Annotated in this window: 20 protein-coding genes, 2 tRNA genes and 1 rRNA gene; 11 read left to right on the top strand and 12 right to left on the bottom strand. The window is 59.4% G+C overall.

Annotated features, from left to right (window positions below; all coding sequences use genetic code 11):
• Positions 1–137: 137 nt before the first annotated feature.
• From J3P81_RS21600 to J3P81_RS21620, 5 genes are all read right to left on the bottom strand, one after another.
• Positions 138–213: transfer RNA gene (locus J3P81_RS21600), tRNA-Ala, on the bottom strand.
• A 27-nt stretch (positions 214–240) separates the two neighbouring features.
• A tRNA-Ile gene (locus J3P81_RS21605) sits at positions 241–317 on the bottom strand.
• A gap of 65 nt (positions 318–382) precedes the next feature.
• A 16S ribosomal RNA gene (locus J3P81_RS21610) occupies positions 383–1,921 on the bottom strand.
• Between the two features lie 635 nt (positions 1,922–2,556).
• A complete protein-coding gene (locus J3P81_RS21615) occupies positions 2,557–4,050 on the bottom strand; it encodes a CoA-acylating methylmalonate-semialdehyde dehydrogenase (protein ID WP_434560815.1) in 1,494 nt (497 codons plus the stop codon).
• A 62-nt stretch (positions 4,051–4,112) separates the two neighbouring features.
• Entirely contained in the window at positions 4,113–5,462 is a 1,350-nt protein-coding gene (locus J3P81_RS21620; protein ID WP_434560817.1) for an aspartate aminotransferase family protein, read from the bottom strand.
• Between the two features lie 122 nt (positions 5,463–5,584).
• Here J3P81_RS21620 and J3P81_RS21625 point away from each other — a divergent pair, with 122 nt between their 5' ends.
• From J3P81_RS21625 to J3P81_RS21645, 5 genes are all read left to right on the top strand, one after another.
• A complete protein-coding gene (locus J3P81_RS21625; RefSeq protein WP_434560819.1) occupies positions 5,585–6,505 on the top strand; it encodes a LysR family transcriptional regulator in 921 nt (306 codons plus the stop codon).
• Positions 6,506–6,609: 104 nt separating this feature from the next.
• Positions 6,610–7,272, top strand: coding sequence for a TetR/AcrR family transcriptional regulator (locus tag J3P81_RS21630; RefSeq protein ID WP_420766309.1), 663 nt, complete (start codon positions 6,610–6,612; stop codon positions 7,270–7,272).
• Between the two features lie 6 nt (positions 7,273–7,278).
• Entirely contained in the window at positions 7,279–7,872 is a 594-nt protein-coding gene (locus J3P81_RS21635; protein ID WP_434560821.1) for an IMPACT family protein, read from the top strand.
• Positions 7,873–8,295: 423 nt separating this feature from the next.
• The gene (locus tag J3P81_RS21640; RefSeq protein WP_420766307.1) at positions 8,296–8,982 is read left to right on the top strand and encodes an SDR family oxidoreductase; all 687 of its coding nucleotides are present in this window, start codon (positions 8,296–8,298) and stop codon (positions 8,980–8,982) included.
• A 149-nt stretch (positions 8,983–9,131) separates the two neighbouring features.
• Complete coding sequence (locus tag J3P81_RS21645; RefSeq protein WP_434560823.1) at positions 9,132–10,490, top strand: 8-oxoguanine deaminase; 1,359 nt, start codon at positions 9,132–9,134, stop codon at positions 10,488–10,490.
• Between the two features lie 60 nt (positions 10,491–10,550).
• Here the strand turns inward: J3P81_RS21645 and J3P81_RS21650 are convergent, their stop codons facing one another.
• Entirely contained in the window at positions 10,551–11,642 is a 1,092-nt protein-coding gene (locus J3P81_RS21650; RefSeq protein WP_434560825.1) for a calcium:proton antiporter, read from the bottom strand.
• A 165-nt stretch (positions 11,643–11,807) separates the two neighbouring features.
• Here J3P81_RS21650 and J3P81_RS21655 point away from each other — a divergent pair, with 165 nt between their 5' ends.
• The gene (locus J3P81_RS21655) at positions 11,808–12,761 is read left to right on the top strand and encodes an adenosine deaminase (protein WP_420766304.1); all 954 of its coding nucleotides are present in this window, start codon (positions 11,808–11,810) and stop codon (positions 12,759–12,761) included.
• A gap of 116 nt (positions 12,762–12,877) precedes the next feature.
• Here the strand turns inward: J3P81_RS21655 and J3P81_RS21660 are convergent, their stop codons facing one another.
• Positions 12,878–14,260 (bottom strand): MFS transporter, encoded by a 1,383-nt coding sequence (locus tag J3P81_RS21660; RefSeq protein ID WP_434560827.1) that lies wholly within the window; start codon positions 14,258–14,260, stop codon positions 12,878–12,880.
• Positions 14,261–14,345: 85 nt separating this feature from the next.
• On the bottom strand, positions 14,346–15,080 hold the full coding sequence (locus J3P81_RS21665; protein ID WP_420766302.1) for an ArsR/SmtB family transcription factor: 735 nt from the start codon (positions 15,078–15,080) through the stop codon (positions 14,346–14,348).
• A gap of 357 nt (positions 15,081–15,437) precedes the next feature.
• On the opposite strand from J3P81_RS21665, the gene J3P81_RS21670 reads away from it, so the two are divergent.
• A complete protein-coding gene (locus tag J3P81_RS21670; protein ID WP_434560829.1) occupies positions 15,438–16,451 on the top strand; it encodes a zinc-binding alcohol dehydrogenase family protein in 1,014 nt (337 codons plus the stop codon).
• Positions 16,452–16,604: 153 nt separating this feature from the next.
• Positions 16,605–16,775, top strand: a complete 171-nt coding sequence (locus J3P81_RS21675) for a hypothetical protein (RefSeq protein ID WP_420766300.1) — start codon at positions 16,605–16,607, stop codon at positions 16,773–16,775.
• Between the two features lies 1 nt (position 16,776).
• Here J3P81_RS21675 and J3P81_RS21680 read toward each other — a convergent pair whose 3' ends face one another.
• On the bottom strand, positions 16,777–17,979 hold the full coding sequence (locus tag J3P81_RS21680) for a multidrug effflux MFS transporter (protein ID WP_420766299.1): 1,203 nt from the start codon (positions 17,977–17,979) through the stop codon (positions 16,777–16,779).
• Positions 17,980–18,072: 93 nt separating this feature from the next.
• Positions 18,073–18,270, bottom strand: a complete 198-nt coding sequence (locus J3P81_RS21685; RefSeq protein WP_420766298.1) for a heavy-metal-associated domain-containing protein — start codon at positions 18,268–18,270, stop codon at positions 18,073–18,075.
• 147 nt (positions 18,271–18,417) lie between these two features.
• Here J3P81_RS21685 and J3P81_RS21690 point away from each other — a divergent pair, with 147 nt between their 5' ends.
• From J3P81_RS21690 to cueR, 3 genes are all read left to right on the top strand, one after another.
• Positions 18,418–18,801 (top strand): hypothetical protein, encoded by a 384-nt coding sequence (locus J3P81_RS21690; RefSeq protein WP_434560831.1) that lies wholly within the window; start codon positions 18,418–18,420, stop codon positions 18,799–18,801.
• A 127-nt stretch (positions 18,802–18,928) separates the two neighbouring features.
• Positions 18,929–21,322 carry a heavy metal translocating P-type ATPase gene (locus tag J3P81_RS21695; protein WP_434560833.1) on the top strand — a complete coding sequence of 798 codons (2,394 nt, stop codon included), beginning with the start codon at positions 18,929–18,931 and terminating at the stop codon, positions 21,320–21,322.
• Entirely contained in the window at positions 21,319–21,720 is a 402-nt protein-coding gene (cueR, locus tag J3P81_RS21700; protein WP_420766295.1) for a Cu(I)-responsive transcriptional regulator, read from the top strand. Before J3P81_RS21695 ends, cueR begins: the two co-directional genes overlap by 4 nt.
• A gap of 59 nt (positions 21,721–21,779) precedes the next feature.
• Here cueR and J3P81_RS21705 read toward each other — a convergent pair whose 3' ends face one another.
• Positions 21,780–22,673 carry a PA4780 family RIO1-like protein kinase gene (locus tag J3P81_RS21705; protein WP_039593547.1) on the bottom strand — a complete coding sequence of 298 codons (894 nt, stop codon included), beginning with the start codon at positions 22,671–22,673 and terminating at the stop codon, positions 21,780–21,782.
• A gap of 209 nt (positions 22,674–22,882) precedes the next feature.
• Complete coding sequence (locus J3P81_RS21710) at positions 22,883–23,674, bottom strand: AraC family transcriptional regulator (RefSeq protein WP_434560835.1); 792 nt, start codon at positions 23,672–23,674, stop codon at positions 22,883–22,885.
• Between the last annotated feature and the right edge of the window lie 26 nt (positions 23,675–23,700).

Here is a 23,700-nt window from a genome sequence, read left to right on the forward strand (position 1 = left end):
GTAACGTTCAGTCTATCTTTCTATCACATACCCAAATTTTTAAAGAACGATCTAATCAAAAGACTAGAAATCAACATTCATCATCCCGCGGATGGAATGCTCATTTCTAAGCTTTAAACGTTGGAACCAATCTGTAATGGTGGAGCCAAGCGGGATCGAACCGCTGACCTCCTGCGTGCAAGGCAGGCGCTCTCCCAGCTGAGCTATGGCCCCGTATCGCTACAGGGTACACCATGAAATTGGTGGGTCTGGGCAGATTCGAACTGCCGACCTCACCCTTATCAGGGGTGCGCTCTAACCAACTGAGCTACAGACCCAATCGTCTTCTTCAATGAATCAAGCAATTCGTGTGGGAGCTCATGGAGCCGCTGCTGTCGTCGATTAAGGAGGTGATCCAGCCGCAGGTTCCCCTACGGCTACCTTGTTACGACTTCACCCCAGTCATGAATCACACCGTGGTAACCGTCCCCCCGAAGGTTAGACTAGCTACTTCTGGTGCAACCCACTCCCATGGTGTGACGGGCGGTGTGTACAAGGCCCGGGAACGTATTCACCGCGACATTCTGATTCGCGATTACTAGCGATTCCGACTTCACGCAGTCGAGTTGCAGACTGCGATCCGGACTACGATCGGTTTTGTGGGATTAGCTCCACCTCGCGGCTTGGCAACCCTCTGTACCGACCATTGTAGCACGTGTGTAGCCCAGGCCGTAAGGGCCATGATGACTTGACGTCATCCCCACCTTCCTCCGGTTTGTCACCGGCAGTCTCCTTAGAGTGCCCACCATAACGTGCTGGTAACTAAGGACAAGGGTTGCGCTCGTTACGGGACTTAACCCAACATCTCACGACACGAGCTGACGACAGCCATGCAGCACCTGTCTCAATGCTCCCGAAGGCACCAATCCATCTCTGGAAAGTTCATTGGATGTCAAGGCCTGGTAAGGTTCTTCGCGTTGCTTCGAATTAAACCACATGCTCCACCGCTTGTGCGGGCCCCCGTCAATTCATTTGAGTTTTAACCTTGCGGCCGTACTCCCCAGGCGGTCAACTTAATGCGTTAGCTGCGCCACTAAGAGCTCAAGGCTCCCAACGGCTAGTTGACATCGTTTACGGCGTGGACTACCAGGGTATCTAATCCTGTTTGCTCCCCACGCTTTCGCACCTCAGTGTCAGTATCAGTCCAGGTGGTCGCCTTCGCCACTGGTGTTCCTTCCTATATCTACGCATTTCACCGCTACACAGGAAATTCCACCACCCTCTACCATACTCTAGCTCGACAGTTTTGAATGCAGTTCCCAGGTTGAGCCCGGGGATTTCACATCCAACTTAACGAACCACCTACGCGCGCTTTACGCCCAGTAATTCCGATTAACGCTTGCACCCTCTGTATTACCGCGGCTGCTGGCACAGAGTTAGCCGGTGCTTATTCTGTCGGTAACGTCAAAACACTAACGTATTAGGTTAATGCCCTTCCTCCCAACTTAAAGTGCTTTACAATCCGAAGACCTTCTTCACACACGCGGCATGGCTGGATCAGGCTTTCGCCCATTGTCCAATATTCCCCACTGCTGCCTCCCGTAGGAGTCTGGACCGTGTCTCAGTTCCAGTGTGACTGATCATCCTCTCAGACCAGTTACGGATCGTCGCCTTGGTGAGCCATTACCTCACCAACTAGCTAATCCGACCTAGGCTCATCTGATAGCGCAAGGCCCGAAGGTCCCCTGCTTTCTCCCGTAGGACGTATGCGGTATTAGCGTCCGTTTCCGAGCGTTATCCCCCACTACCAGGCAGATTCCTAGGCATTACTCACCCGTCCGCCGCTCGCCACCAGGTACAAGTACCCGTGCTGCCGCTCGACTTGCATGTGTTAGGCCTGCCGCCAGCGTTCAATCTGAGCCATGATCAAACTCTTCAGTTCAAACATCTTTGGGTTTTGAGAAACCCTAAACTTGGCTCAGCAATCGTTGGTTACATCTTTGATTTCTCGCGGAGTAACTTGTGATGCTGATAATCTGTTGACTAGCAGTCTGACTCCACAAGCACCCACACGAATTGCTTGATTCAGTTGTTAAAGAGCGGTGGGTTGAGCCTTTCGTCTCAACCGAGGCGCGCATTCTACAGCGCCCCGTGTATCTGTCAAGCGGTTATTTTAAGAAGTTTTCAAAGTTTCGCTTGGAAATCCTTAACAACTTCAACCACTTGCGCTTCCGATCTCTCGTTAGCGGGAGGCGAATTCTACAGCGTTACTCGCTGCTGTCAACACCTCTTTTTTACCGCTTTCGACCGAGAAGATCGAACCGTCGATAGCGCCCAACAAACCGGCCTACCCACTCCTTCCGCGCCTCGATGAACTGAAGCGAAGCACTTACCGAAACTTGGTTAACTCATTGAAACTCAAGGAGTTTTCCGTTTCGACTGCGCCGGAAGTGGGGCGAATTATAGACATCCAGAATTTGCCGTCAACCCTTTATTTTCATAATTCTGTCATATCAGTCAGAAACCCCGGAAATACAGAGGCCGACGCCCAGGGGCGCCGGCCTCTTCACTTACAGGTTACAAACTGGGAAATGCAAACTGCGAAGCCTCATGGCTGGCACGCTGCGGCCAGCGTTGGGTAATGGCCTTGCGACGGGTATAAAAACGCACCCCGTCCGGACCATAGGCATGCAAGTCACCAAAAAGTGAACGCTTCCAGCCACCGAAGCTGTGATAGGCGACAGGCACTGGCAATGGAACATTGACGCCAACCATGCCAACTTCAATCTCATCGCAAAACAACCGCGCCGCTTCGCCGTCACGGGTAAAGATGCAGGTGCCGTTGCCATATTCGTGATCGTTGATCAGTTGCATCGCCTCTTCCAAGCTGTTGACCCGGACGATACACAGCACCGGCCCGAAGATTTCTTCCTTGTAGATGCGCATCTCAGACGTCACGCGATCAAACAGGCAACCGCCCAGGAAAAAGCCTTCCTCGTGCCCCGCAACGCTCAAGCCACGACCATCGACAATCAATGATGCCCCCGCCGACACGCCCTCCTCTATATACCCACTGACCTTGTCGCGGTGCTGCCCGGTAACAAGCGGCCCCATGTCCAGTCCGCAAGAAGTCCCCGCACCGATCTTCAGTGCCTTGACCTGCGGCACCAACTTGGCCACCAGGGCATCAGCTACTTGATCGCCGACACATACCGCCACCGAAATTGCCATGCAGCGCTCACCGCACGAACCGTACGCCGCACCCATCAAGGCGCTGACTGCGTTGTCCAGATCTGCATCCGGCATCAGCACCGCATGGTTCTTCGCACCACCCAGCGCCTGGACGCGCTTACCTCGACGAGTACCTTCGGCATAGATGTATTCAGCGATCGGTGTCGACCCGACAAAACTCAGCGCTTTCACCTCCGGCGCCTCGATCAAAGCATCCACCGCCGCCTTGTCGCCATGGACTACGCTCAATACACCCTTGGGCAAACCGGCTTCTAGCAAAAGCTGGGCGATCAGCAGTGTCGAACTCGGATCGCGCTCCGACGGCTTGAGAATGAAACAATTCCCACAGACGATAGCCAGCGGGTACATCCACAACGGCACCATTGCCGGGAAATTGAACGGCGTGATACCCGCCACGACACCTAAAGGCTGGAAATCTGACCAAGCATCAATATTCGGCCCTACATTGCGACTGTATTCGCCCTTCAGGATTTCCGGCGCCGCACAGGCAAACTCAACGTTTTCGATACCCCGCTTGAGTTCCCCCGCCGCGTCTTCCAGGGTCTTGCCGTGTTCTTCGCTGATCAACTGGGCGATGCGCGACTCGTTCTGCTCCAGCAATTGCTTGAAACGGAACATTACTTGGGCGCGCTTCGCCGCCGGCGTGTTGCGCCAGGCCGGGAAAGCGGCCTTGGCGCCATCGATCGCCTGCTGGACAGTTGCGCGATCCGCCAGCGGTACTTGATGGATTGCCTGGCCGGTGGACGGGTTGAACACATCGGCTGTACGGGCGTTATCGCTCAACAGTTCGCCATTGATCAAATGCGGGATGAGGCTCATGGGGACTCCAGGAAATTGATCACCAGACGCCCATTAACGAGCGTCACTCTATATAGAAGAAATCAGTCGATCTTGTTCAGCACTTCACCAACTGCGTCGAACAGGCGATCCAGGTCCTGCGGCTTGCTGTTGAACGTCGGCCCGAACTGCAAGGTATCGCCGCCAAAGCGCACATAGAACCCAGCCTTCCACAGTGCCATTCCCGCCTCGAAAGGACGCACGATAGCGTCACCGTCACGGGGGGCGATCTGGATCGCCCCGGCCAAGCCAAAGTTGCGAATATCGATAACGTTTTTCGAGCCTTTCAAGCCATGCAATGCGGTCTCGAAATGCGGCGCCACCTCGGCCACACCCTGCACCAGATTCTCTTTTTGCAGCAGGTCCAACGCCGCCAGTCCCGCCGCGCACGCCACTGGGTGCGCCGAGTACGTATAGCCATGGGGAAATTCCACGGCATATTCAGGCGTCGGCTGGCTCATGAACGTCTGGTAGATTTCGCTGCTGGCAATGACCGCCCCCATCGGAATTGCACCGTTGGTGACTTGCTTGGCGATGCACATCACGTCCGGCGTCACGCCAAAGCTGTCGGCACCAAACATCGCGCCGGTACGACCGAACCCGGTGATCACTTCGTCGAACACCAGCAAGATGTTGTGCTGGTCGCAGATTTCCCGCAGACGCTTCAGGTATCCCTCTGGCGGCACCAGCACACCGGCGGACCCAGCCATTGGCTCGACAAACACAGCGGCGATATTGGAAGCGTCGTGCAGCTCGATCAACTTCAACAGCTCATCGGCCAAGGCGATCCCGCCCTCCTTGGGCATGCCGCGGGAATAGGCGTTACTGGCCAGCAAGGTATGGGGCAAATGATCAACATCTATCATGGCTTGGCCGAACAATTTGCGGTTGCCGCTGACCCCGCCCAGGCTGGTGCCGGCAATATTCACACCGTGATAACCGCGGGCACGACCGATCATCTTGGTCTTGGTGGCCTGCCCCTTGAGGCGCCAATAAGCGCGAACCATCTTCACTGCGGTATCGGCGCACTCGGAACCTGAGTCGGTGAAGAACACATGGTTGAGGTTGCCCGGGGTCAGGTTGGTGATCTTTTCCGCCAATTGGAACGACAGCGGATGTCCGTACTGGAATCCCGGCGAGTAATCGAGCGTGCCCAGTTGCTTGGCGACCGCTTCCTGGATCTCCTTGCGGGTGTGCCCGGCGCCGCATGTCCACAATCCCGACAGCGAATCGTAGACCTTGCGTCCCTTGTCATCGGTCAGCCAGCTACCTTCGGCGGCGACGATCAGGCGAGGGTCGCGTTGGAAATTGCGATTGGCCGTATAAGGCATCCAATGAGCGTCCAGCTTGAGCTGGCTGGCCAGGGAACCGACAGCGTGTTCGGGCATGTTCATCGACAAAACCTCGCAAGACATAAACGGTATGAAATCAGGAGCGTTCTTGCGACTACGTTGCCACGGCGATAAAGTCGGTGAAACCCAGCTTTTCTAACCTTCAGTCAGCGGATTACTAAACTATGAGCATGCGTCGTTCCGATCCGCTGGCCCAGGTCAGCGACTTCGATATCCGCTTGCTGCGCATTTTCCGCAGCGTGGTGGAATGCGGTGGTTTTTCTGCCGCCGAAACGGTCCTCGGGATCGGCCGCTCGGCTATCAGCCAGCAGATGAATGATCTTGAACAACGCCTAGGGCTGCGCTTGTGCCAGCGTGGCCGCGCGGGCTTTTCCCTGACTGAAGAAGGCCGCGAGGTCTATCAATCGGCGCTGCAACTATTAAGTGCGCTGGAAAGTTTCCGTACCGAGGTCAACGGCCTCCATCAACATTTACGCGGCGAATTGATCATTGGCCTGACGGACAACCTTGTCACCCTGCCGCATATGCGTATCACCCACGCCTTGGCCCAGTTGAAAGAACGCGGGCCAGACGTGCAAATCCAGATTCGCATGATCGCACCCAACGAAGTCGAGCAAGGCGTACTCGACGGTCGCCTTCACGTCGGCGTGGTCCCCCAGGCCAGCGCCCTTTCGGGTCTTGAATACCAACCGCTCTACAGCGAACGCTCGCTGCTGTATTGCGCGGTCGGTCATCCACTGTTTTACGTGGACGACCAGCAACTCGAAGACGCTCGCCTCAATACCCAGGACGCCATCGCGCCAACCTTTCGCTTGCCGGCCGACATCCAGGCCCATTACCAGGCACTGAACTGCACGGCCAGCGCATCGGACCGCGAAGGCATGGCGTTTCTGATTCTCACGGGTCGTTATATCGGTTATCTACCAGATCACTACGCCAATCTCTGGGTACAACAAGGTCGCCTACGCGCGCTCAAACCCTTCGCGCGTTTCTACGACCTGAGCCTGGCATCAGTCACGCGCAAGGGACGTCGCCCTCATTTGGTGCTGGAAAGTTTCCTCGAAAATCTCGCTGCAACACGCTGAATTTCTTCAACGTGCCGCTTTTATAGCCGCAGCACTTGTCTGATCCGCGCCGGTGCGCTATGAACGCATTTGCCCGCACCCACAGACCCAGCCCGGAAACGTCCATGACTTTTGAAGTTCCCGCCCATGGCGGCAAGCCTACCGGCCGCATTCGTCAACAGAACGAAGAGACCATCCTCAGGGCCGCCGAGGATGAGTTCGCCCGTCACGGTTTCAAGGGCACCAGCATGAATACGATTGCCTTGAAGGCTGGATTGCCCAAGGCCAACCTGCACTACTATTTCACCAATAAGCTCGGGCTCTACGTGGCGGTATTGAGCAACATCATCGAGTTATGGGACAGCACGTTCAATTCCCTGACGGCCGAAGACGATCCGGCGCAGGCATTGACCCGCTACATCCGCGCCAAGATGGAGTTCTCGCGGCGCCAACCTCAGGCATCGCGGATCTTCGCCATGGAAGTGATCAGTGGCGGCGAGTGCCTGAGCGAATATTTCAACCAGGACTATCAGGCCTGGTTCAAGGGCCGAGCGGCTGTTTTCCAGGCTTGGATCGATGCAGGAAAAATGGACCCGGTCGATCCGGTGCATCTCATCTTCCTGCTATGGGGCAGCACCCAGCATTATGCCGACTTTGCTACCCAGATCTGCCGCGTGACCGGTCGCAGCAAGCTGACCAAGCAAGACATGATCGACGCTGGCGACAACTTGATCCGTATCATTCTAAAAGGCTGCGGCCTGACACCTGACCTCTCATACAGATCCTAGGACTACATGCCTTATACCCTCGCCGGCTTTTGTGAGTACCGTGAAGAAATCCGCAAAAGCCGTTTCATTACCCTTGCCGCCGCCATCAACAGCCCTGCCGAGGCCCAGGCCTTTATCGAACAGCACAGCGACGTGGCCGCCACGCACAATTGTTGGGCCTGGAAATTCGGCAACCAGTACCGCAGCAGCGACGATGGCGAACCAGGCGGTACCGCCGGACGTCCGATCCTGGCAGCCATCCAGGCCCAAGCCTGCGATCAGGTGGTGGTGCTCGTGATCCGCTGGTACGGCGGAATCCAGCTGGGGACCGGTGGGTTGGCGCGGGCGTACGGCGGCGGTGCAAACAAATGCCTGCAAAACGCCGAGAAGATTGAATTGATCAGCCGCGTGGGGCTGCGCTGCGTTTGCGGGTTCGCGGAACTGGCTCTGGTGAAACTGCGCACAACCGAATGCGGGGGTTTGGTGAACGCCGAGCATTTCACCGCCGATGGTGTAGAGCTTCAATTGGCGGTGGGCGAAGAACACATTGAAACGCTGCAGGCACGGCTGGCCGACCTGAGTCGCGGGCACATACGCCTGGAGCGTGAGACCGCCGTGTGACGGCAAAACGCGGATTTGCCCACACGCGCTGTGCACCCGCTTGTGGATAACCTGGGCGTACCACGCTGTAACCCTTCTGTCATGCGGCTTTCGGGGATTTGTACATTTTTCGTACAGGGGCATCCAGACTTCAGAGATCCGTCAGCAAAACAAACACTTGCGGCGCTTTATCACCTTTAGAAGAAAGCCGCACGGGGCTTATTCCCGACCTTGGAGCTTGCGCACAATTACTGTGGAACAAGCTGTGGATAACCCGTTCATGGGTCCAGCAGCCTCAGTAACGGCATGGACCGCAGCCGCTTGATCAATTTTTAATCAATCGATACGGTGATACAAACCCGACGCGTTGCGTCACGAGTTGAAACAACGGCTCGGGCAACGTTGTCCATTAAATCCATGGCCTTTTCTTTCAAGGATGCCTTCATGAATTCGGCGAAAAATGCATTGATCATCGGTGCTTCCAGGGGCTTGGGCCTGGGTTTGGTAAAGACGTTGCTCAGCGACGGCTGGAACGTCACTGCTACCGTGCGCAACCCGCAGCACGCGGACGCCTTGAAAGCGCTGGGTCCGGTGCGAATCGAAAGGCTCGACATGGACGACCAGCAAGCCGTCATCGCCTTGAGCCAGCAACTCAAGGGCGAAATCTTCGACCTGCTGTTCGTCAACGCCGGCGTAAAGGGCCCGGCCAATCAGAACCCTGGCGGCGCAACGCTGGCGGAGGTGGGCCAATTGTTCTTCACCAACGCAGTGGCACCGATCAATCTGGCCCAGCGCTTCGTCGGGCAGATTCGCGAACGTAGCGGCGTGCTGGCTTTCATGAGCTCCGTACTGGGCAGCGTGACCATGCCCGACGCGCCGGAACTGGCGTTGTACAAGGCAAGCAAAGCCGCCCTCAACTCAATGACCAACAGTTTCGTCAGTCAATTGGGCGAGCAGTCGCTGACCGTACTGTCCCTGCATCCGGGCTGGGTGAAGACCGACATGGGCGGTGAAGGTGCCGAGATAGACGTCCCGACCAGTACCCGTGGGCTGATCGACCAGGTCAATGCCTTCACCGGCAAGGGCGGGCATCACTTCGTCAATTACAGGGGCGAGACGATTCCCTGGTAAACGCCACCCATTACGTCGCCGGGTACTGGATATGTGCCGAACAACCTGAGTAAACTCCGACCCGCGCCCTCCCATGGCGCCCCTGGATCAGCAGACAGGGTATCACTGAGCTGGCTAACCTGAACCCACTTTCAGAGGAGCCGGCCATCATGCCTGCGACCCGTACCTGGTTAAAAAATCCCCTCGCCGTCTTCACGGCCAACGGCCTCGATGCCCGTGGCGGTCTCGTCCTGCAGGACGGTGCGATCGTCGAACTGCTGGGCCTCGGCCAGCAACCTCGCCAGCCCTGCGACCTAGTCTTTGACGCCCGCGATCATGTAATCCTGCCTGGGCTGATCAACACTCATCACCACTTCTATCAGACCCTCACCCGCGCCTGGGCACCGGTGGTCAACCAGCCGCTATTCCCTTGGTTGAAAACCCTCTACCCCGTATGGGCACGACTGACGCCAGAAAAACTCGCCCTGGCAAGCAAGGTGGCGCTGGCTGAACTGCTGCTGTCAGGCTGCACGACGGCGGCCGATCATCATTATCTGTTCCCGCAAGGCCTGGAAAATGCGATCGATGTGCAGGTTCAAAGCGTTCGCGAGCTGGGCATGCGCGCAATGCTGACTCGCGGTTCCATGAGCCTGGGCGAAGCCGACGGTGGCTTGCCGCCGCAACAGACCGTCCAGCAGGGCCAGGTGATTCTCGACGACAGCCAGCGATTGATTGCCCGCTATCACCAACGAGGCGATGGCGCGCAGATCCAGATTGCCTTGGCGCCGTGCTCGCCGTTTTCAGTCACGCCCGAGATCATGAGCGCCAGCGCCGAACTCGCGGAAAAACTCGACGTACGCCTGCACACGCACCTGGCCGAAACCCTCGACGAAGAAGATTTCTGCCTGCAACGCTTCGGCCTGCGCACCGTCGATTACCTGGACAGCGTCGGCTGGCTGGGCCCGCGCACTTGGCTGGCCCATGGCATTCATTTCAATCCGGACGAAATCGTCCGTCTCGGCGCCGCCGGCACCGGTATCTGTCATTGCCCCAGCTCGAACATGCGCCTGGCCTCGGGGATCTGTCCGACGCTTGAACTCACTGCCGCCGGCGCCCCGCTGGGCCTGGGGGTTGACGGCTCAGCCTCCAACGATGCCTCGAACATGATCCTGGAAGCCCGCCAAGCGCTCTACATCCAGCGCCTGCGCTACGGCGCACAAGCGATCACACCGGAACGGGTACTGGGCTGGGCGACCCGGGGTTCGGCGCAATTGCTGGGGCGCAGCGACATCGGTGAACTGGCGGTGGGCAAGCAGGCTGACCTGGCGTTATTCAAACTTGATGAGTTGCGCTTTTCCGGCAGCCACGACCCGATCTCGGCACTGCTGCTGTGCGGTGCCGATCGGGCGGATCGAGTGATGGTTGCAGGCGAGTGGCGTGTGATCGACGGACTGATCGAAGGCCTCGACCTGAAAGGGTTGATTGCCGATCACAGCCAGGCCGCGCGGGAGCTGATTGCTGCATCGTGACCCAATCAAAGGACGAATGTGGGAGCGAGTTTGCTCGCTTCCTACAAGGACTCTGACAAGCTAAAGGCCCAGCAACGACAACATCACAAACGTCGCAAACAACACAAAATGGGTCATCCCCTCGATGGCGTTGGTTTCGCCATCGTTGAGGTTGATGGCGCTGACGATCAGGGTGATGAAAATCATCACCGTCTGCACCGGCGTCATCGCCATCTGGAAAGGTTGCCCGGTGTAGAGCGCCATCGCTTCCATCACCGGCACGGTCAGGATCACGGTGGACAACGACGCCCCCAGCGCGATGTTGACCACCGACTGCATGCGATTGGCCAGGGCTGCGCGCAGGGCCGTGAGGATCTCCGGCGCAGCGGAGATGGCCGCCACCAGGATTGCCGTGACCACCGGCGGCGCGCCGGAGCCCTCCAGCCCCAGGTCGATGGCTTTGGACATGACTTCTGCCAGCGCACCGATTACCACTACGCCAAACACCAATGCGCCGATGGAAAATGCCAGGCTGATGGGTTTCGGCTCGGTTTCCACGGGCTCTTTCCTGCGGCGCTTTTGCGGGTAGCTGTAGCTGAAAAAATAGCTGTGGGGTCCCACCTGCATCCGTAGGAACAAGGTATACAACACGACCATCGCGCCGATGGTGAACGCCGAATAATGTTTCCAGTTTTCCTGTGGGATGAACTCCGGCACCACCATCGACACGCCCATGGCGGTGAGAATCATCACGCTGTAGGTGCGCGCCGAGTCATCGTTATAGACCTGCTCGCCATGCTTGAGCCCCCCCATCAAAGCCGCGAGCCCGAGAATGCCGTTGATGTCGAGCATGACCGCAGAATAAATCGTGTCTCGTACCAGGGTGGGTGATGCCTCGTTACTCATCATGATCGCCAGGATCACGACTTCCACCAGCACCGCCGACAAGGTCAGGATCATGGTGCCGTAGGGATCGCCAACCTTTTCCGCCAACAGTTCCGCGTGATGAGCAACGCGCATGGACGCAGAAACAATAAAACCGATCAGCACCAACCCACTCGCCAGCGCCACGGCCTGCCCGCTGCCCAGAAACCAATGTTCCAGCGGGTAGGCGACGAAGGCGGCGAGCAGGGCCAACAACAGCAGTTTTTCTTGCTTGATCAACGAGAGCATCGTGGGCCTGGCAATGGACGGGTCATGAGCTACTAGACTGTGGCAGGCCGGGAACGTTTCGTGCGGATGGAGCGCTGCGCAGTGGATCACCCGGTCAGGTTTTACCAGACATCGGCGCCTACCCCTGTAGAATGCCCGCCATCGATTCGCTGATGAGAAAAAGACATGTACGACTGGCTGAACGCCTTGCCCAAGGCTGAACTGCACCTGCACCTGGAAGGCTCGCTGGAGCCCGAGTTGCTGTTTGCCCTGGCCGAACGCAACAAGATCGCCTTGCCATGGAACGACGTTGACACCCTGCGCCAGGCCTACGCCTTCAACAACCTGCAGGAATTTCTCGACCTGTACTACCAGGGCGCCGACGTGCTGCGCACCTCCCAGGATTTCTATGACCTGACCTGGGCCTACCTGCTGCGTTGCAAGGCGCAGAACGTGATCCACACCGAACCGTTCTTCGATCCCCAGACCCACACCGATCGCGGCATTCCATTCGAAGTGGTGCTCAACGGCATCGCCGCCGCCCTCAAGGACGGCGAACAGCAACTGGGCATCACCAGCGGCCTGATCCTGAGTTTCCTGCGCCACCTGAGCGAAGAACAGGCCGAGCAGACCCTCGACCAGGCGCTGCCTTTCCGTGACGCGTTCGTGGCCGTCGGCCTCGACAGCTCGGAGATGGGCCATCCACCAAGCAAATTCCAGCGGGTGTTCGACCGCGCGCGAAACGAAGGTTTCCTGACCGTCGCCCACGCTGGCGAGGAAGGTCCGCCCGAGTACATCTGGGAAGCCTTGGACCTGCTGAAGATCCAGCGCATCGACCACGGCGTTCGGGCAATCGAAGATGAACGGCTGATGCAGCGAATCATCGACGAGCAAATCCCGCTGACGGTGTGCCCGTTGTCCAACACCAAGCTCTGCGTGTTCGACGACATGTCGCAGCACAACATCCTCGATATGCTCGAACGCGGCGTGAAGGTAACGGTGAACTCCGATGACCCGGCGTATTTCGGCGGCTACGTCACCGAAAACTTCCATGCGCTGCATACGCATTTGGGCATGACTCAAGACCAGGCCAAGCGCTTGGCGCAAAACAGCCTGGATGCGCGACTGGTAAAACCTTAAGCAGGTCTCAACGCCTGTGGAAGCGAGCTTGCTCGCGATGGCGGTCGATCATTCAACATTGATGTTGGCTGACCCGGCGCTATCGCGAGCAAGCTCGCTCCCACAGGAGACTGTGTTCAGTCAGCGACATTCGCTTCGCTCAACTCCTCCAGCGTCTTGCCCCGCGTCTCCATTCCGTACAACCAGACCACACCCGCCGCCACCGCAAAGCACAGCGCGCCCAGGGCAAACACACCGCCTTGCCCGGTGATCGGAAATACCAACCCTGTTACCAAGGGGCCAAGCAGCGAACCGATGCGTCCGACCGCCGAGGCAAAGCCCGATCCCGTGGCTCTCGCCGAGGTGGGGTAAAGCTCCGGTGTATAGGTGTAAAGCACCGCCCACATGCCGAACAGGAAGAACTGCATCAACAGTCCGGTGCTTATCAGCAGGCCGACGTTGCCGCCGAACACCGCGCTCTGGCCATACAGAAATGCCATGACCCCGCCGCCCAGCAGCGTGATGATGCACACCGGCTTGCGCCCCCAACGTTCCACCAGCCAGGCCGCCATCAGGAAACCGGGGATCCCGCCCAGAGAAATCAGAACCGTGTAGTAGACCGACTGCGTCACCGCAAAACCCGATTGCTGCAACAAGGCGCTGAGCCAGGACGTCAGCCCGTAGAACCCGAGCAGGGCAAAGAACCAGACGCTCCAGATCATCACCGTGCGTTGGCGATACAACGGTGACCAAATCTGCGCCAAAGCCGAGAAAAAGTTGCCAGGCACGGTCGCCAGCCTCGGCAGGCGAATGGGCTCGGGCAAATCGTGCGTGCCCAGCGAGGCGCGGACTTTGTCTTCGATCCGCTTGAGCACGGCATCCGCTTCATCGCCCCGGCCAGCCTGCTCCAGCCAACGCGGCGATTCGGGAATGAAAAAACGAATCACCAGGACGAAGACCGCCGGCACCGCCAATACCAGGAAAATGTCACGCCAGCCGATCACCGGCAGGAGGAAATACGACAACACGCCCGCCGCCACAAAGCCCAGCGGCCAGAAGCCGTCCATCAAGGCGATGTAGCGTCCACGGCGCTTCGCTGGAATAAGCTCCGAAAGCATCGACTGGGCGATTGGAAACTCCATGCCCATGCCGACGCCCAACAGGACACGAAACAACGTCAATGTCTCGATGTCCTGGGCGGTGGAACACAGGTAACTGGCCACCCCCCACAGTACGATGCTCCACTGGAACACCGGCTTTCGTCCAAATCGATCGGCCAACATGCCCGACAGCGAGGCGCCCACCACCATGCCAAAAAAGCTCGAGCTGGCCAGCAACCCTGCCTGGGCCGAACTCAGGCCGAACTCGGTTTTGATCGACCCCAGCAAGAACGTCATCATGGCCAGGTCCATGGAGTCGAAGAAAAACGCCAAGGCGATGATGATGAATATGACCCGGTGATAGCCGCTGATCGGCAATCGCTCCAGTCGTTCCGCGGCACTGTAAACGTGAGTGTCCATTGCATTCCCCAATCCGAAAGAACCCCAGACCGAGTGTGCGCGAACCTCACAGGCGACTATTGCTGATAGCGACCTGCCGACAGCCCTAGAGCGCCATTTCCAAGGTGTCCTGCCTGGCGAACCGATGGATTTCCTGCTGGCCGAGGGTGGTCACCTGCAGGGCCCTCGAGTCATTTGGAAGGCTTAGCCAACCCGATTGCATGAACAACTGCAGCAACGCAGCCCCCAGCGCGCCACCCAAGTGCGGGCGCCGCTCACTCCAATCAGGGCAGGGGCAGGCAATGCGCGCGTTGCGATGAGCCAGTGCCTGGATGAACAGGCCACGCCCGGCCAACTGGTTCGCGCCCTTGTGCGTGACGATTACCCGCTGCTCAACCTGTTCAAGCCATCCGGCATCCAACAATCGCTGATACAGATCCGCCGCCAGGGTACCGCCCAGATGATCATCGCAAAGCCTGGCGCGCATCAGCGAAGCCGGTGCCGTCGGCGCCTTGGTTGGCATGAGGCCGCGTTTGAAAACTTCTGGAACCTGTCGCGGCGTGCTGGCAAGGGTTGCACTCGCCAACGCCTCGACGGCGGCACCGATCTCGGGGGCCGCCAGGCGAAAAAAACGCTTGCGGCCGCGGACTTCGACTTTCAACAGACCGCCCGTGGATAACCGCCCCAGGTGGGCGTTGGCCGAAGAGGGCGAAAGCCCGGCCAGCAAAGCCAATTCATCGGCCTGTCGGGCCGTACCATCCATCAACGCCCACATCATCGCGCTACGCTTTGGGTCGGCCAGCAGCGTGGCAATCTGGCTGATGCAAGGTGCATGTTCCATGTATTCACTCCCTGTTGAATCGTCTGTCTACTGCTTTGGGGCATATTGACCCGTAAGAAGGTGCCGCCCAAAGCGGCTGACCGCCTGGAAGACCGGCATGCCCGTGCGGACTTCGCTTGCCGTCGTGCCCGTTTCAACGCTGACACAGGCGGCCGCTAGTATAAGCGTGCGGATCAAGGTTTCCTGTCCTCCAGAAACCTTTGGAGGCGATTGTGCGTGAGGGAAAAATCTCTATTTGCCCGCGACTAATGGTCATTATCAAAAAAACACTGAAAGAGCCTGTTGGTTTAGCCGCTTTTACCCCGCCCCCAAATCGCCAAACATGGGCGCCATCGTCCCTGCTTACGGAGCCGCTTCATGAAAGCCATCGCCTATTACCAATCACTGCCCATCAGCGATCCTCGCGCGCTGCAAGACGTCGAGCTGCCGGAGCCGGTTGCCGGCCCGAAAGACTTGCTGGTGGAAGTCAAGGCCATCTCGGTCAACCCCGTCGATACCAAGGTTCGCCAGAACGTGCAGCCAGAAGGCGGTGCCGGCAAGGTATTGGGCTGGGACGTGGCTGGAGTCGTCAAGGCCGTGGGCAGCGAAGTCACGCTGTTCAAGGCTGGTGACAAGGTGTTCTACGCCGGATCCATCGCCAGGGCCGGTGGCAACAGCGAAATGCATGTGGTGGATGAGCGTATCGTCGGCCACATGCCCAAGACCCTCGGTTTCGCCGAAGCCGCCGCGCTGCCGCTCACGGCGATCACCGCCTGGGAACTACTGTTCGACCGGCTGCAGATAAAAGAAGGCCAGGATGACCAGGGCCAGACCCTGCTGATTGTCGGCGCCGCCGGGGGCGTGGGTTCGATCCTGACGCAACTGGCCAGCCAGCTCACCGGCCTCAAGGTCATCGGTACCGCGTCCCGACCGCAGACAGTGGATTGGGTGCGTGACCTGGGTGCCGACCTGGTGGTCGATCACAGCCAGCCGCTGAGCGAAGTCCTCAAGCAGGCAGGCCAGGCTCAAGTGACCCACGTGGCCAGCCTGACCCAGACCGACCAGCACCTGGATCAATTGGTCGAAGCCTTGGCGCCCCAAGGCAAGCTGGCCCTCATCGACGACCCGAAATCCCTGGACGTGACCAAGCTCAAGCGCAAGAGCCTGTCCTTGCATTGGGAGTTCATGTACACCCGTTCCCTGTTCGAGACAGCCGACATGCTTGAACAGCACAAGCTGCTCAATCGCGTGGCGGGATTGATCGACGCCGGCACCTTGAAAACAACGGTGGGCGAACATTTCGGCGTCATCAATGCAGAGAACCTGCGCCGAGCCCACGCATTGCTTGAAAGTGGGAAGGCCAAGGGTAAGATCGTGCTTGAAGGATTCTGATGCCGGGCCGTCGCCCGTGGCGAGGGAGCTTGCTCCCTCGCCACAAAAGCCTGCACCGTCAGTCCGACAATTGACCGTTGTCACAACTGCGCTCGCAATCGGGTCTACACTCGAGGCCTTTGCAACGCAATCTTTTACACGAGGAGGTCAGCAATGAAGATCCTGATAAAAGAGGTGGCAAAATCCCAATGGCAAGTGCGCCTTGACCAGCATGTCGTGACCTTTCGCTCCGAAGCCGAAGCCCAGGCTTTCGCGAACACCCTGCAAGCGCGCATTCGAGCGCCCCATCACTTTCCCGAACATCAGCAGCGCGCGGCCGGTTGAATCAGCTTCGCTGACTCGCCTGGGCAAGCGCCAAAGCGTTTTGCAGACGACGGGTCAGCATTGCCGCGCCGACCACCAACAATCCGCAAAGGCTGATGACGATCGCCATCGGCACCGCCGTGCCGTCATGTAGCGCTGCCACCAACGCGGCGGCACCCGCGGCGACGGAAAACTGCAGGCATCCCAACATGGCCGAGGCGCTCCCCGCCCGGGCACCCTGCCCGTTCATGGCGCAAGCCGACGCATTGGGGATGATGCAACCCAGACTGGCGATGCAGATAAAGAGCGGGATCAACAACGGCCATAGCCGCTCCGGCTGGAAGGCGCTGATGGCCAACAAACTCAGCCCGGCAATCCAATAGACCCAGACCGCGCGGGCCAGCAGGAAGGCCGGACCGCGTTTGGACAACAGCCTGGCATTGACTTGCGCCACCAGGATGAAGCCCGCCGCGTTGGTACCAAACAGCCAGCCGAAGTGCTCAGCGGGCACGCCATAGAGCTTGATGAAAACGAACGGCGAACCGGCGATGTAGGCAAACATCCCGGCAATCGCGATGCCGCCTGTCAAGGCATGACCAAGGAAAACAGAGTCCTTGAGAAGGCGACCGTATTGGCGCAATGCCCCGGACAACGGTTGCCGTGGCACATGCTCAGGCAGGCTTTCCGGCAACCACAAGGCAACCGCCGTCGCCGCAAGCGCACTGAACAACGTCAACCCAATGAAAATGGATTGCCAACCGTAAACGTTCACCAGCAGGCCGCCGAGCATCGGCGCGAGGATCGGCGCCAGGCCCATTACCAGCATCAACTGCGAAAACACCTTGGCCGAGCCCACTGCGTCGCATTTGTCGCTGACCACCGCCCGGGAAATCACCATTCCCGCGCATCCGCCCAAAGCCTGCACGAAGCGGGCCCCGATCAGCCATTCGAGGCTTGGCGCGTAGGCGCAGGCCAGGGATGCCACGGTGAACAAGCCGACCCCCGCCAGCAGCGGGATACGCCGTCCGAAGCGATCCGCCACCGGCCCGTAGGCCAGTTGGCCGAGGGACAGCCCGAGGAAATAAGCCGCCAAGGTCAGTTGGATATGTTTTTCATCGGTGCCGAAAGCGATTGCCATCGCCGGGAACGCCGGCAGATAAAAATCGATCGCTAAGGGACCGAAAGCGCTCAAGGCGCCAAGAATCAGAATGGTACGGAGGTTCATCAGGCGTCCAGATCAGCGTCAGTCGGCAGCCCGACAGTTTAGCCGGGCTGAGCGCTCTTGAACATTCCGATAGGTCGCTAACGATTCAGAATCTCAGGCGGGACTGGCTTCGTAGCCCTCCTCCCTTATCGCATCGATCACCGTCTTCTGCGGCAACGTGCTTTGGACCTGGACGGTCCCAGCCCCCAGATCCACTTGCACCTGCGCGGTTGGATCCTGAGCCTGCACAGCCTGGGTAACGGCCTTTACGCAATGACCGCAAGACATTCCTCGAACATTGAAGATTTGCATGAAATGACTCCTTGGGATTGGAATTGCCCACAGTTTCAAGCTTGCCATCATGGCAAGGTCAAGTTTTGGCAAAAACTGCCGGGCTGGCAATCGGCGTCCTGCTCGGCCAAGCTGCACCTATCAGGATTTCATACCGGAGGTTCAGCCATGCGCTGGTCAGCGTTCAGCCTGTTTTGCATGCTCGGTCTTTCAGCAGTGGCCCCCCAGGCATCGGCTGTTGGCGAAGACTATGGTGTGCTGATCATTTCTCGTGAGCGCCTGGAAGTGCCGACCAGTTGCGAAATCGGCATCTACATCGAGGATCAGCTCTCGGCCAGGCTATTCCAAGAGCAAAGCACCTCCTTCAATCTGCCGCCCGGTCGGTTTTCCTTGCGCCTGAAACTGCTGCCTGGCCAGGCCGCGGGTTGCGCCCCGGGCATGCTCGCTCCGGGATCGCAGGACATCACGCTCAAGGCCGGCGACATTCTGAAATACCGAATCGCAGCGAATGGGGAAGGCATGTACCTCAAGCAGGCTGACCTCGGATACTGACGTTGCCCCTAACATGGGGGAGCGAACTTGCTCCCACAGTGCAACGTGCAAGCTTTTGCATTGGCGCTTGACCTTGCCAACATGGCAAGGTTGATCCTGTGGTCGTCCACTACAGGGAGCCTGCCCCATGCCTGAACCCACTATTTTCGATCTGCCGATCTGCGGCATGACCTGCGCCAGCTGCGCCGGGCGAGTCGAGCGAGCGTTGCGCAAGGTGACCGGCGCCAGTGCCGTCAGCGTCAACCTGGCGACGGAACAGGCGCGGGTCCAGGCGCCAGAAGGAAGCCTGCCCGCCTTGATGGAGGCAGTCGAACAAGCAGGTTACGGCGTTCCCGTGCAGACCCTGGAATTGAGCATCGAAGGCATGACCTGCGCCTCGTGCGTTGCACGGGTCGAGCGAGCATTGAGCAAAGTCGCCGGCGTGCATCGCGCCAGCGTGAACTTGGCCAATGAGCGGGCTCACCTCGAATTGCTGGGCCAGATCGACCCGCAAACGCTCCTCGAAGCGGTCAAGCGCGCCGGCTATGACGCCAGTGTCTGGGAGGTGGAACAACCGCGAAAAAACCAGGGCGATCGACTGAACCGCGAGCGGCTGGCACTGATACTGGCAATTCTGCTGTCCCTGCCCTTGGTATTGCCGATGATGTTGCAGCCCTTCGGCGTGAGCTGGATGCTGCCAGCCTGGCTGCAGTTCGCGTTGGCGACGCCCGTCCAATTCATCTTCGGTGCACGTTTCTACGTCGCGGCTTTTAAAGCTGTCCGCGCCGGGGCCGGGAATATGGACCTATTGGTCGCCCTGGGCACCAGCGCCGGTTATGGCCTGAGCCTCTACGAATGGGCGATTGCCCAGCCCGGGAGCATGCCGCACTTGTACTTCGAGGCCTCGGCCGTGGTGATTGCCCTGGTATTGCTCGGCAAATATTTGGAAAGCCGTGCCAAACGACAAACCGCCAGCGCCATCCGCGCCCTCGAAGCCCTGCGACCGGAGCGGGCTGTCCAGGTGATCGACGGCGAGGAACGGGACGTTGCCATCAACGCGCTGCGCTTGAATGACTGGGTGTTGGTCAAGCCTGGCGAGCGATTCCCGGTGGACGGCGAAGTGATCGAAGGCCAGAGCCATGCCGACGAGGCACTGATCAGTGGCGAAAGCCTGCCCGTGCCCAAGCAACCCGGTGACAAGGTCACCGGTGGCGCGATCAATGGCGAAGGTCGTTTGCTGGTGCGCACCCAGGCCCTTGGCGCAGAGACGGTCCTGGCGCGCATCATTCGCCTGGTGGAAGACGCCCAGGCGGCCAAGGCCCCCATCCAGAAGCTGGTGGACAGAGTCAGCCAGGTCTTCGTGCCGGTTGTGTTGCTTTTGGCCCTTGCGACATTGGCGGGCTGGTGGCTCTACGGAGCGCCGCTGGAGACAGCACTGATCAACGCCGTCGCCGTGCTGGTGATCGCCTGCCCCTGTGCCCTGGGCCTGGCGACGCCGACAGCGATCATGGCCGGCACCGGCGTCGCCGCGCGCCACGGCATCTTGATCAAGGACGCCGAGGCGCTGGAGCGCGCCCATGACGTGGACACAGTGGTGTTCGACAAAACCGGAACCTTGACGTCCGGCGCGCCGCGCATTGCTCACTTGGCGGCGCTCGAAGGTGAAGAAAATGCGCTGCTGACAATGGCCGGCGCCCTGCAACGGGGCAGCGAGCATCCGCTGGCCGAAGCAGTGCTGGACGCCTGCGCCGAGCGCGGCTTGAACGTACCGGACATCAGCGATAGCCAGTCGCTTACAGGGCGCGGCATCGCCGGCAGCCTCGACGGGCGCCGACTGGCGCTGGGCAATCGGCGTTTGCTGGAAGAGCTCGGTCCAGACCCCGACTCGCTGGCCGAGGCGGCGCAGGCCTGGGAAACCGAAGGTCGGACGTTGTCCTGGCTGATCGATCAAGGCTCGACACCTCGCGTCCTCGGCCTGTTTGCCTTCGGCGACACACTCAAGCCGGGCGCCTTGGCGGCGGTGGAGGCCTTGAACCAGCGTCATATCACCCTCCATCTGCTCACCGGCGATAACCGAGGCAGCGCTCGGGTTGTGGCCCAGGCGCTGGGAATCAACAACGTCCACGCCGAAGTATTGCCGGCCGACAAATCCGCCATCGTCGAGCGACTGAGGGGCCATTCGGTGGTGGCGATGGTTGGCGACGGTATCAATGACGCCCCGGCCCTGGCCGCAGCCGACATTGGCATCGCCATGGGCGGCGGCACCGACGTGGCGATGCACGCCGCCGGCATCACGCTGATGCGCGGCGACCCTCGCCTGGTGCCGGCGGCGCTGGATATCAGCCGCAAGACCTACGCAAAGATCCGCCAGAACCTGTTCTGGGCCTTCGTCTATAACCTGGTCGGGATTCCCCTGGCCGCGTTCGGCTTGCTCAACCCGGTGCTGGCCGGCGCAGCCATGGCGCTGTCGAGCGTCAGCGTGGTCAGCAATGCATTGCTGTTGAAGTTCTGGACACCCGCAGATCTGGAGGACAAGCGATGAACATCGGCCAAGCGGCCCGCCAGAGTGGCCTTAGCGCGAAGATGATCCGGTATTACGAATCCATCGGCTTGCTCAAGGCGGCCCATCGCACGGACAGCGGCTACCGGATCTACAGCACCGATGATTTGCACACGCTGGCGTTCATCAAGCGCTCCCGGGACCTGGGGTTTTCCCTGGAAGAAGTCGGCAAACTGTTGACGCTGTGGCAGGACCGCCAACGTGCCAGTGCCGACGTGAAGACCCTGGCCAAGCAACACATCGATGAACTGAACCAGAAAATCCGTGAACTCGCGGAGCTGCGCGATACCCTCCAGGACTTGGTGGAACACTGCCAGGGCGATCACCGGCCCGACTGCCCTATCCTCAAGGAGCTGGAATCGGGGTGTTGCAAGAAGTGATGCCCTATACCGAACACAAATAAAAAACCCGGCCTGGGCCGGGTTTCTGGGACAACCGATCACTGCATCCAAGGCGGAGGCGGCTCCTCGGTCTTGCCTGGCGGCGCATCGTCGGCGGCGCGCACAGCTTGGCGTCGTTCTTCGTCCAGGCGCGCGGCCTCGATCTCGCGCATGATCCCGCCAACATCCGCCAGCTCTTCGGGCTCGTCGAACTCACCGGTCAACACACTGCCCGGGTGCAACGTGCCGGCTTCATAAAGCGCCCACATTTCCTTGGCGTACCGGGTGCGTTTCAGCTCCGGAGCGAAACGGCCGAAGTAGGACGCCATGTTGCCGACATCCCGCTCCAACATGCTGAAGGCGTGGTTGTTGCCAGCGGCGTCCACCGCTTGCGGCAGATCGATGATGACCGGGCCTGTCGGCGTGAGCAGCACGTTGAACTCCGACAGGTCGCCGTGCACCAGGCCGGTACACAGCATCAGTACGATCTGAGAAATCAGATAGGCGTGATATTCGCGTGCCTGGTCCGGCTCCAGCACGACATCGTTCAGGCGTGGCGCGGCATCGCCATACTCGTCGGCCACCAGTTCCATCAGCAGCACGCCTTCAAGGAAGTCGTACGGCTTGGGCACTCGCACACCGGCGTTGGCCAACCGGAACAACGCAGCCACTTCGGCGTTCTGCCAAGCGTCTTCAGTTTCCTTGCGCCCGAACTTCGAACCTTTTGCCATGGCACGGGCCTGACGACTGTTACGGACCTTGCGACCTTCCTGGTATTCGGCCGCCTGGCGAAAACTTCGCTTGTTCGCCTCCTTGTAGACCTTGGCGCAACGCAGCTCATTGCCGCAGCGCACCACATAAACAGCTGCTTCTTTGCCACTCATGAGTGGGCGCAGCACCTCGTCGACCAGACCGTCCTCGATCAGGGGTTCAATGCGTTTTGGAGTCTTCATCAGCTTTTATTCTGGGTCCTTTATTACCAAACACGCGAATGACAGGTCGTTATACGGCAATCCTCCCTTCACGGGGAGGGGTTCCGACCTATGAACCCTGAATGCACACACTGTGCCGGATCAGATCAACCGCGCAAGATCATAGCCGAGACCCGGCCCGTCGCAGGTCATTGGATAAGCAAGTATTTGCGACAAGAACTGACAAGGGCTCAATGCGTGAACAGTTCGCCCGGGGTGAAACCGAACAATCCCTTGAATGCCGCGATGAAAGCGGACGTCGACTCATATCCGCAAGACAGCGCCGCGCTGGTCACACTGTCGCCTTTCTCCAGCGACCCCAAGGAGGACAACAGCCGCATGCGTTGGCGCCACGCGCGAAAGTTGAGGCCGGTTTCACGTAGAAACAAACGGGTCAGGGTCTTTTCGGATGTGCCCAGTCGCTCGGCCCAGGCTTGCAGGGTGACGCAGGATTCGGGCTGTTCGATCAACTCGTTGCACAGCTCCAGCAGGCGGGCATGCCGTGGCAGCGGCAGGGAAAAACCCACTTCCGGCAATGCCGCCAACTGGTCCAGCAGCACTTGCACCAGCCGCGACTCCTGAGTATCGCCTTGCGGGTAGGCGGCGGGAAATTGGCAGAAGACCTTGATCAGCTCTCGCGCCAAGGGCGTGACCTCCAGCACCCGGCAACGCCCATCGGCCCACGGGCAAGCCTGGCGATGCACATAAAGGCTGCGCATTTCCGCACGGGTGGATGTCACGACGTGATGTTCGAGGTCGGCCGGGATCCAGATGCCCCGTTGCGGCGGCGCGAAGAAACTGCCCTCGGCGGTATGAACGCCCAGCACACCGCTGATGGCATAGGAAAACTGCACCCAATCGTGTCGATGTGCCTGGGTCCATGAACCCGCATCCAGGCTTTCGACCCGAGCATAAAGTGGCCGAGGCAGTTCCGTCAGATCGGGAATGCGCCGTTCAAGCTGCTGCTGTCCGTTAGTCGGCATTGATTGGCCTTATATCGCAAGACGAC

It is taken from the genome of Pseudomonas sp. R1-6 (assembly GCF_051132115.1).
In the GTDB taxonomy this organism is placed as follows: Bacteria; Pseudomonadota; Gammaproteobacteria; order Pseudomonadales; family Pseudomonadaceae; genus Aquipseudomonas.

What these genes read in the sequence shown, in the direction of transcription:
- J3P81_RS21710 (WP_434560835.1), bottom strand. Translation starts at nt 23,674, where the DNA reads ATGCCGACTAACGGACAGCAGCAGCTTGAACGGCGCATTCCCGATCTG.
- J3P81_RS21650 (WP_434560825.1), bottom strand. Translation starts at nt 11,642, where the DNA reads ATGCTCTCGTTGATCAAGCAAGAAAAACTGCTGTTGTTGGCCCTGCTC.
- J3P81_RS21640 (WP_420766307.1), top strand. Translation starts at nt 8,296, where the DNA reads ATGAATTCGGCGAAAAATGCATTGATCATCGGTGCTTCCAGGGGCTTG.
- cueR (WP_420766295.1), top strand. Translation starts at nt 21,319, where the DNA reads ATGAACATCGGCCAAGCGGCCCGCCAGAGTGGCCTTAGCGCGAAGATG.
- J3P81_RS21670 (WP_434560829.1), top strand. Translation starts at nt 15,438, where the DNA reads ATGAAAGCCATCGCCTATTACCAATCACTGCCCATCAGCGATCCTCGC.
- J3P81_RS21665 (WP_420766302.1), bottom strand. Translation starts at nt 15,080, where the DNA reads ATGGAACATGCACCTTGCATCAGCCAGATTGCCACGCTGCTGGCCGAC.
- J3P81_RS21680 (WP_420766299.1), bottom strand. Translation starts at nt 17,979, where the DNA reads ATGAACCTCCGTACCATTCTGATTCTTGGCGCCTTGAGCGCTTTCGGT.
- J3P81_RS21635 (WP_434560821.1), top strand. Translation starts at nt 7,279, where the DNA reads ATGCCTTATACCCTCGCCGGCTTTTGTGAGTACCGTGAAGAAATCCGC.
- J3P81_RS21690 (WP_434560831.1), top strand. Translation starts at nt 18,418, where the DNA reads ATGCGCTGGTCAGCGTTCAGCCTGTTTTGCATGCTCGGTCTTTCAGCA.
- J3P81_RS21630 (WP_420766309.1), top strand. Translation starts at nt 6,610, where the DNA reads ATGACTTTTGAAGTTCCCGCCCATGGCGGCAAGCCTACCGGCCGCATT.
- J3P81_RS21620 (WP_434560817.1), bottom strand. Translation starts at nt 5,462, where the DNA reads ATGAACATGCCCGAACACGCTGTCGGTTCCCTGGCCAGCCAGCTCAAG.
- J3P81_RS21695 (WP_434560833.1), top strand. Translation starts at nt 18,929, where the DNA reads ATGCCTGAACCCACTATTTTCGATCTGCCGATCTGCGGCATGACCTGC.
- J3P81_RS21675 (WP_420766300.1), top strand. Translation starts at nt 16,605, where the DNA reads ATGAAGATCCTGATAAAAGAGGTGGCAAAATCCCAATGGCAAGTGCGC.
- J3P81_RS21645 (WP_434560823.1), top strand. Translation starts at nt 9,132, where the DNA reads ATGCCTGCGACCCGTACCTGGTTAAAAAATCCCCTCGCCGTCTTCACG.
- J3P81_RS21615 (WP_434560815.1), bottom strand. Translation starts at nt 4,050, where the DNA reads ATGAGCCTCATCCCGCATTTGATCAATGGCGAACTGTTGAGCGATAAC.
- J3P81_RS21625 (WP_434560819.1), top strand. Translation starts at nt 5,585, where the DNA reads ATGAGCATGCGTCGTTCCGATCCGCTGGCCCAGGTCAGCGACTTCGAT.
- J3P81_RS21660 (WP_434560827.1), bottom strand. Translation starts at nt 14,260, where the DNA reads ATGGACACTCACGTTTACAGTGCCGCGGAACGACTGGAGCGATTGCCG.
- J3P81_RS21685 (WP_420766298.1), bottom strand. Translation starts at nt 18,270, where the DNA reads ATGCAAATCTTCAATGTTCGAGGAATGTCTTGCGGTCATTGCGTAAAG.
- J3P81_RS21705 (WP_039593547.1), bottom strand. Translation starts at nt 22,673, where the DNA reads ATGAAGACTCCAAAACGCATTGAACCCCTGATCGAGGACGGTCTGGTC.
- J3P81_RS21655 (WP_420766304.1), top strand. Translation starts at nt 11,808, where the DNA reads ATGTACGACTGGCTGAACGCCTTGCCCAAGGCTGAACTGCACCTGCAC.